The organism is Pseudomonas sp. NBRC 111139 (assembly GCF_001753955.1).
In the GTDB taxonomy this organism is placed as follows: domain Bacteria; phylum Pseudomonadota; class Gammaproteobacteria; order Pseudomonadales; family Pseudomonadaceae; genus Aquipseudomonas; species Aquipseudomonas alloputida.
In genome coordinates this window covers 1-6662 of the sequence record NZ_BCBP01000124.1, presented here as the reverse complement: position 1 = coordinate 6662, position 6662 = coordinate 1, and the positions used below count along the sequence as shown (strand labels likewise).

The following is a 6662-nucleotide window of genomic DNA, read 5'->3' as shown; positions in this document are numbered from 1 at the left end:
CGGCATACGAGATCTCGGTACCGGTCAACGCTGCCGACGCCCTGGCTCGCCGCCTGCTGGCCGAGCCGGAAGTACAGCCGATCGGCTTGGGCGCACGCGACTCGCTGCGCCTGGAAGCTGGCCTGTGCCTGTATGGCCACGACATGAACAGCGAGACTACGCCGATCGAAGCCAGCCTGCTGTGGGCAATTTCCAAGGTACGCCGTGCCGAGGGTGCACGCGCTGCCGGCTTCCCGGGTGCCGAGACGATCTTCGCCCACGTGCGTGATGGTGTTGCGCGCAAACGTGTCGGCCTGTTGCCGCAGGAGCGTACGCCTGTTCGTGAAGGTGCGGACATTGTCGACGCAAACGATAAAGCGGTAGGTAAAGTGTGCAGCGGGGGCTTTGGCCCGACACTCGCCGCACCTGTCGCAATGGGTTATATCGATAGTGAACATGCTGCACTCGACACCGAGCTGTTTGCCGTGGTGCGTGGAAAGAAGGTGGCCTTGAAAGTCAGCAAAATGCCTTTCGTGACACCACGTTACTACCGTGGCTGAAACAGCTTTGTGAAGGTTTTGGGCAGCGTCGACATATTCGTTTTCGAACCTGCCCAATAACTTTTGAACATGGCGCCAGGCCAGGCGCCATGCCGTTTCCGACAAATCGGTCGGTTATCGGCAAGCGGCCAGTTTTCCATACGACCAAGGGCTTGTTTTTCGCTCGGGAGTTGGCGTAGAGTCACTGCACTGTGTTTGCATGGGTCGCAACAGTTCGTGACCTGGGCCAGTAGCCGATATTTGCTACAACCCGTTCGACGTCTCTTACTTCCTGCAACCCAGCCCAGTAATCTTTCGCTTACAAAAAAGTGCGAAAGAAACTGTCATCAAAATTTAAGCTTCATAGGAAATAAGACAATGGCTGAGCGTCAGAACGGTACCGTCAAGTGGTTCAATGACGAAAAAGGTTACGGCTTCATCACCCCAGAAAGCGGTCCGGATCTGTTCGTGCACTTCCGCGCTATCGAAGGTAGCGGCTTCAAAAGCCTGAAAGAAGGCCAGAAGGTTACCTTTGAAGCAGTTCAGGGCCAGAAAGGCATGCAGGCTGACAAGGTTCAACCTGTCTGATCCAGCGCCAGACTTTGAAAAGCCCCTGCCAAGTGCAGGGGTTTTTTTTTGCCCGTAGAATAGCAGGCTCGTCTTCTGGAGCTGTCCTGCATGTCCAAGCCTCTGCTCACACCCCAGGGTGATTTTCCGCCGGTCGGCCTGGGCCGGCGCCTGGCAGCGATGTTCTATGACTTTCTACTGTGCACCGCGCTGCTGATCGTGACCGCCGGCGCCTACAAGATGATTCAGATGTCGATCATCGGCGAAGCACGTATGCGCGAGCTGACCGAGGCCGGTGCACTGGATGGCGACCCATTGCTGTCTACGGTACTGCTGTTTGCCCTGTTCGGCTTCTTTGCCAAGTTCTGGACCCACGGTGGGCAGACGCTGGGTATGCAGGTATGGGGCGTTCGGGTGCAGAATGCCGATGGCTCGGCCATCAGCCTGTGGCAGGCGCTCTTGCGGTTCGTCGTGTCGATTGCCTCGTGGCTGTGCCTGGGGCTGGGTTTTTTCTGGGTGCTGATCGACAAGCGCAAGCGTGGTTGGCATGACATCTATTCGGAAAGCCAGCTGGTGCGGGTGCCTAAACAGAAGAAATGAGCCAGAGGATTGGCGTTGCCGGTTCGGGCCCTTTCCTGACGCCCGCGCGATACTTGTAGGCGCGGGTTTACCCGCGAACGGGCCGGGCCAGATAAACAGCCATGAAAAAGCCGACCCCTGAGGTCGGCTTTCTTGTGCAGCTCTGGCTATTACCCTGCCCGGCGCAACAACCACACACCGGCCAAGGCACAGATGCCCGCCGGTATCACCACCGCCAGCAGCGGTGGGAAGCCGAATACCTGGCTCGAAGGCCCGAGCAGGTCCTGGCCAATGCGAAACACGAAGCCCACCAGCACACCCGTGAACACGCGCTGACCAAGGGTAACCGAACGCAGCGGGCCAAAGATGAACGAAATCGCCATCAGCACCAGGGCCGCCGTTACCATCGGCTGCAGCACCTTGGTCCAGAATGCCAGCCAATATCGGGAGTTGTTCAGGCCCTGGTCAGACAGGTAGTGGATGTAGTCCCACAAGCCGGTAATCGAAAGCGACTCCGGCGCGAGGATCACGGTATTGAGCAGTTCTGGGGTGAGCGAAACATCCCAGCGCTCCTCCGGCGCGTTGACCACCTCGGTGTGGTCGCCACGGAAATAGGTGGTACGCACATCAGCGAGCAGCCAGTGGTCGTTCTGGTACTGCGCACGGCGGGCAAAGCTCGAGGTGACAATCTTGCGCTCGCTGTCGAAGCGGTAGCGGGTCACGCCCAGCAGCAGGCCATTGGGCTGTACGGCGTTGATGTGCACATACTCCTCGCCCTGGCGGTGCCACATGCCACGTTTGGAACTTTGTGCTTCACCACCACCTTGGGCCAGGGAACGGTCGGCCTGAGCCTTGTTCTCGGTCACCGGTGCCACATATTCGCCAATCAGCAGCCCCACCAGCATCAGCACCAGCATGGGTTTCATCACCGCCCAGACGATACGACCGATGGACACGCCGGCCGCACGCATGATGGTCAGCTCGCTGCTGCTGGCCAGACTGCCCAGGCCGATCAGGCAACCGATCAGGGCGGCCATTGGCAGCATTTCATACAGCCGCCGAGGTGCAGTAAGCAGGACAAAGTTGCCTGCCTCCAGCACCGTGTAGGTGTCACTCAGGTCGCCCATCTCATCGATGAAGGCGAAAAGCGAAGCCAGGCCGAGGATGATCCCCAGCACGGCCAGGATGGCCAGCAGCACGCTCTGGCCGATGTAGCGATCGAGCTTAGCCATGGGCCACCTCCGCACGGCGGGCGGCGCGTTTGAGGCGCAGCGGCTCCCAGTACATCAGGCCAAGGCCGATCAGCAGGAACAGACCGTGTACCCACCACATGCCCAGGGCGATCGGCAGTTTGCCCTTCTCGAGGGCGCCGCGTACGGAAATCAGCATTGTCAGGTAGGCCATGTACAGAAGAATTGCCGGCAGCAGCTTGAGGAAACGGCCCTGGCGCGGGTTGACCCGCGACAGCGGCACCGCCAGCAGGGTGACGACGAACACCAGGATCGGCAGCGACAACCGCCATTGCAGCTCGGCGCGCTCACGCAGGCCCTCCTTGCCGATCAGTTCGGAGGTGGGAAGCGCTTCGCGCTCGGTCACTTCCTCGGCGACTTCCGGCTTGGGCAGCAGCACGCCGTAGGTGTCATATTTGATGGCGCGGTAGTCGGCCTGGCCCGGGTTGCCGTCGTAGCGGTAACCGTTTTCCAGCACCAGATAGCGGTTGCCGTCGGCCTGGATTTCCTGGTGGCCTTTCTCGGCGACCAGCACCGAGGGGGCGCGGTCCTTGGTCTTGTCCTGGTTGAAGCGCTTCTCGGAGATGAACACCCCGCCCAGGTTGATGCGGTCATCCGACAGTTGCTCGGTATAGGTTACCCGCGAGCCATCACGCAATGTCTGGAAGCGGCCCGGCACCAAGGTGTCGAACTCGGTCAGGGCATCCTGCTGGCTGATGATCTGCTGCACCTGGGCCACGCCCAGCGGGGCCAGGCTCAGGCTCAGCCAGGCCACCAGCAGGGCAACCAGGGCAGCCGGCGCCATGGTCATGCCCAGCAGGCGCTGCTGGCTCATGCCAGTGGCCGACAGCACGGTCATCTCACTCTCCAGGTACAGGCGCCCGTAAGCCAGGAGGATGCCGAGGAACAGCCCCAGAGGCAGGATCAGTTGCAGGAAGCCTGGCAAGCGGAAGCCCATGATCAGGAACAACACGCCAGGGTCGAGCACGCCCTGGGCAGCCTGGGCCAGGTACTTGATGAAGCGCCCGCTCATGATGATCACCAACAGCACAGCGCTGACGGCGCTCAAGGTGACCAGGACCTCGCGGGACAGATAACGAAAGACGATCAAACCAGACACTCCTGGGTTGTCAGGGCGGACTGCCATGCAATGGCGCCAAACAATGACTTAGTACATCCAAGACCAATGCCGGTTCGCCAAAGGCGAACCTCCATGTAAAGTGCGCGCATTATCCTGTGATTGACCGCCCCTGTCACTTGGCCGCGTACGAAGGTGCACAACGGGGTTGTCAGCACGCTTGCCACAGGCTCAAACTGGCAGCTTTTCCGCTGGTGCGCGACGACGCGGCCAGGCCCGTCCAGAGCGCTGGAACACACAGCGCCATTCGTATCGATCATTCGGGGATCCTGACATGGAACTGGTTGTAAAAAGCGTAGCTGCTGCATCCGTAAAAACCGCCACACTGGTCCTTCCGGTAGGTGAAAACCGCAAGCTCGGCGCTGTTGCCAAGGCTGTCGACCAGGCCAGCGAAGGCGCCATCAGCGCCGTGCTCAAGCGCGGCGACCTGGCCGGCAAGCCGGGCCAGACCCTGCTGCTACAGAACCTCCCGGGCCTGAAGGCCGAGCGCGTGCTGCTGGTGGGTAGCGGCAAGGAAGAAGCCTTGGGCGACCGCGCCTGGCGCAAACTGGTGGCCAGTGTCGCTGGCGTGCTCAAGGGCCTGAACGGCGCTGACGCAGTACTGGCCCTGGACGATATCGCGGTCAGCAACCGCGACGCCCATTACGGCAAATACCGCCTGCTGGCCGAAACCCTGCTGGACGGCGAATATGTGTTCGACCGTTTCAAAAGCCAGAAAGCCGAGCCGCGTGCGCTGAAAAAGGTCACCCTGCTGGCCGACAAAGCCGGCCAGGCCGAAGTCGAGCGTGCGGTCAAGCATGCCAGCGCCATCGCCAGCGGCATGGCCTTCACCCGTGACCTCGGCAACCTGCCACCCAACCTTTGCCACCCAAGCTTCCTGGCCGAACAGGCCAAGGAACTGGGCAAGGCGCACAAGGCCCTCAAGGTTGAAGTGCTGGACGAGAAAAAGATCAAGGACCTGGGCATGGGCGCGTTCTACGCCGTGGGCCAGGGCAGCGACCAGCCGCCACGCCTGATCGTGCTCAATTACCAGGGCGGCAAAAAGGCCGACAAGCCATTCGTGCTGGTGGGTAAAGGCATTACCTTCGACACCGGCGGCATCAGCCTCAAGCCAGGCGCCGGCATGGATGAAATGAAGTACGACATGTGCGGCGCCGCCAGCGTGTTCGGCACCCTGCGTGCAGTGCTCGAGCTGCAACTGCCGATCAACCTGGTGTGCCTGCTGGCCTGCGCCGAGAACATGCCAAGCGGCGGCGCCACCCGCCCAGGTGACATCGTCACCACCATGAGCGGTCAGACCGTGGAAATCCTCAACACCGACGCTGAAGGCCGCCTGGTGCTGTGCGACACCCTGACCTACGCCGAGCGCTTCAAGCCGCAGGCGGTGATCGACATCGCCACCCTGACCGGCGCCTGCATCGTCGCCCTGGGCAGCCACACCTCCGGCCTGATGGGCAATAACGACGACCTGGTCGGGCAGTTGCTCGATGCCGGCAAGCGCGCCGACGACCGTGCCTGGCAGCTGCCGCTGTTCGATGAATACCAGGAGCAGCTGGACAGCCCGTTCGCCGACATGGGCAACATCGGTGGGCCGAAGGCCGGTACGATCACCGCGGGTTGCTTCCTGTCGCGCTTCGCCAAAGCCTACAACTGGGCGCACATGGACATCGCCGGCACCGCCTGGGTCAGTGGCGGCAAGGACAAGGGCGCCACTGGCCGCCCGGTACCTCTGTTGACCCAGTACCTGCTGGACCGCGCTGGCGCCTGAAGCCGTGAAGCCGGTGGTGCCTTGCGCGCCACCGGCCGGCGATTCCCACCATGAGCAAAGTCGACTTCTACATTCTGCCCACCGACTCGCTGTCGGCGCGGCTCGATTTCGCCTGCAAGCTGTGCGAGAAGGCCTGGCGCCTTGGCCACCAGGTCTATTTGCACTGCCAGGATGCAGAACAGCGCAGTGAACTGGACCAACGCTTGTGGCGCTTCAAGGGCGAGGCCTTCGTGCCCCACGACCTCGCCGAGGTGCATGCCGATGCTGACGTGGTTCTGGGCCTGGCTGACAACGCCGGCGAGCACCACGGCCTGCTGATCAACCTCGGCGCCAGCGTGCCGGGCTTTGTCGGGCAGTTCGAGCGGGTGGCCGAAATCGTTGTTGAAGAGCCGGCTATCCGCCAATCAGCCCGTGAGCGATTCCGTTTCTACCGTGAACAGGGCTATGCTCTGCAAGACCACCGCTTACAGCGACTTTGACGACGATGGACAAGCCCTCCCCTTTGCCCGATTCCGCCCATCTGCTCGATGACCTCGAGTCGATCCGTCAGCTGCTTGGCGACGCCGACCTGCAACCGCCGCTGCTCACCGAGACGGTAGAGCAGATTCCGTTGCTGCTGGACGAAGCCGCCAGCGACCCCGCGGCGCCCGCCGAACCTGTAGCTGCCGAACCCGAGGACGACCCGCAGACCCGCCGCCAGGACACCCTGCTGCACCTGGAAAGCGAGCTGCGCGCCGCAGCGCAGATGATCATGCAGGACGTGATCAACGACTTTACCCCGCATATCGAGAACGAAATCAAGCGCCGGCTGGATGCGCGGATCGAGCGGCTGATCAAGCGTTCCGAGTAGAACCGGGCAACGG

At 61.8% G+C, this 6662-nt stretch carries 8 protein-coding genes; 6 read left to right on the top strand and 2 right to left on the bottom strand.

What is annotated here, in order from left to right:
• The 3 genes from BJQ17_RS29155 to BJQ17_RS29145 form a co-directional block, all read left to right on the top strand.
• The coding region (locus tag BJQ17_RS29155) for a glycine cleavage T C-terminal barrel domain-containing protein (RefSeq protein WP_305775679.1) at positions 1-539 on the top strand (539 nt) is incomplete at its 5' end.
• A gap of 357 nt (positions 540-896) precedes the next feature.
• Entirely contained in the window at positions 897-1106 is a 210-nt protein-coding gene (locus tag BJQ17_RS29150; protein ID WP_003255093.1) for a cold-shock protein, read from the top strand.
• 90 nt (positions 1107-1196) lie between these two features.
• Positions 1197-1685 carry an RDD family protein gene (locus tag BJQ17_RS29145; RefSeq protein ID WP_003255094.1) on the top strand — a complete coding sequence of 163 codons (489 nt, stop codon included), beginning with the start codon at positions 1197-1199 and terminating at the stop codon, positions 1683-1685.
• Between the two features lie 149 nt (positions 1686-1834).
• On the opposite strand, the gene lptG is transcribed toward BJQ17_RS29145, so the two are convergent.
• Together lptG and lptF are read right to left on the bottom strand one after the other, a co-directional pair.
• Positions 1835-2896 (bottom strand): LPS export ABC transporter permease LptG, encoded by a 1062-nt coding sequence (gene lptG / locus BJQ17_RS29140; protein ID WP_003255095.1) that lies wholly within the window; start codon positions 2894-2896, stop codon positions 1835-1837.
• Entirely contained in the window at positions 2889-4004 is a 1116-nt protein-coding gene (lptF, locus tag BJQ17_RS29135; protein ID WP_004575655.1) for an LPS export ABC transporter permease LptF, read from the bottom strand. The genes lptG and lptF overlap by 8 nt, the downstream gene beginning before the upstream one ends.
• A 301-nt stretch (positions 4005-4305) precedes the next feature.
• Here lptF and BJQ17_RS29125 point away from each other — a divergent pair, with 301 nt between their 5' ends.
• Genes BJQ17_RS29125 through BJQ17_RS29115 form a run of 3 tightly spaced genes read left to right on the top strand, consistent with a single transcriptional unit; the run spans position 4306 to position 6649 of the window.
• Positions 4306-5799: a leucyl aminopeptidase gene (locus BJQ17_RS29125; RefSeq protein ID WP_004575656.1), complete on the top strand. Its 1494-nt coding sequence runs from the start codon at positions 4306-4308 to the stop codon at positions 5797-5799.
• A gap of 50 nt (positions 5800-5849) precedes the next feature.
• A complete protein-coding gene (locus tag BJQ17_RS29120) occupies positions 5850-6278 on the top strand; it encodes a DNA polymerase III subunit chi (protein ID WP_004575657.1) in 429 nt (142 codons plus the stop codon).
• Positions 6279-6283: 5 nt separating this feature from the next.
• Positions 6284-6649, top strand: coding sequence for a hypothetical protein (locus BJQ17_RS29115; protein ID WP_003255102.1), 366 nt, complete (start codon positions 6284-6286; stop codon positions 6647-6649).
• Positions 6650-6662: the final 13 nt, after the last annotated feature.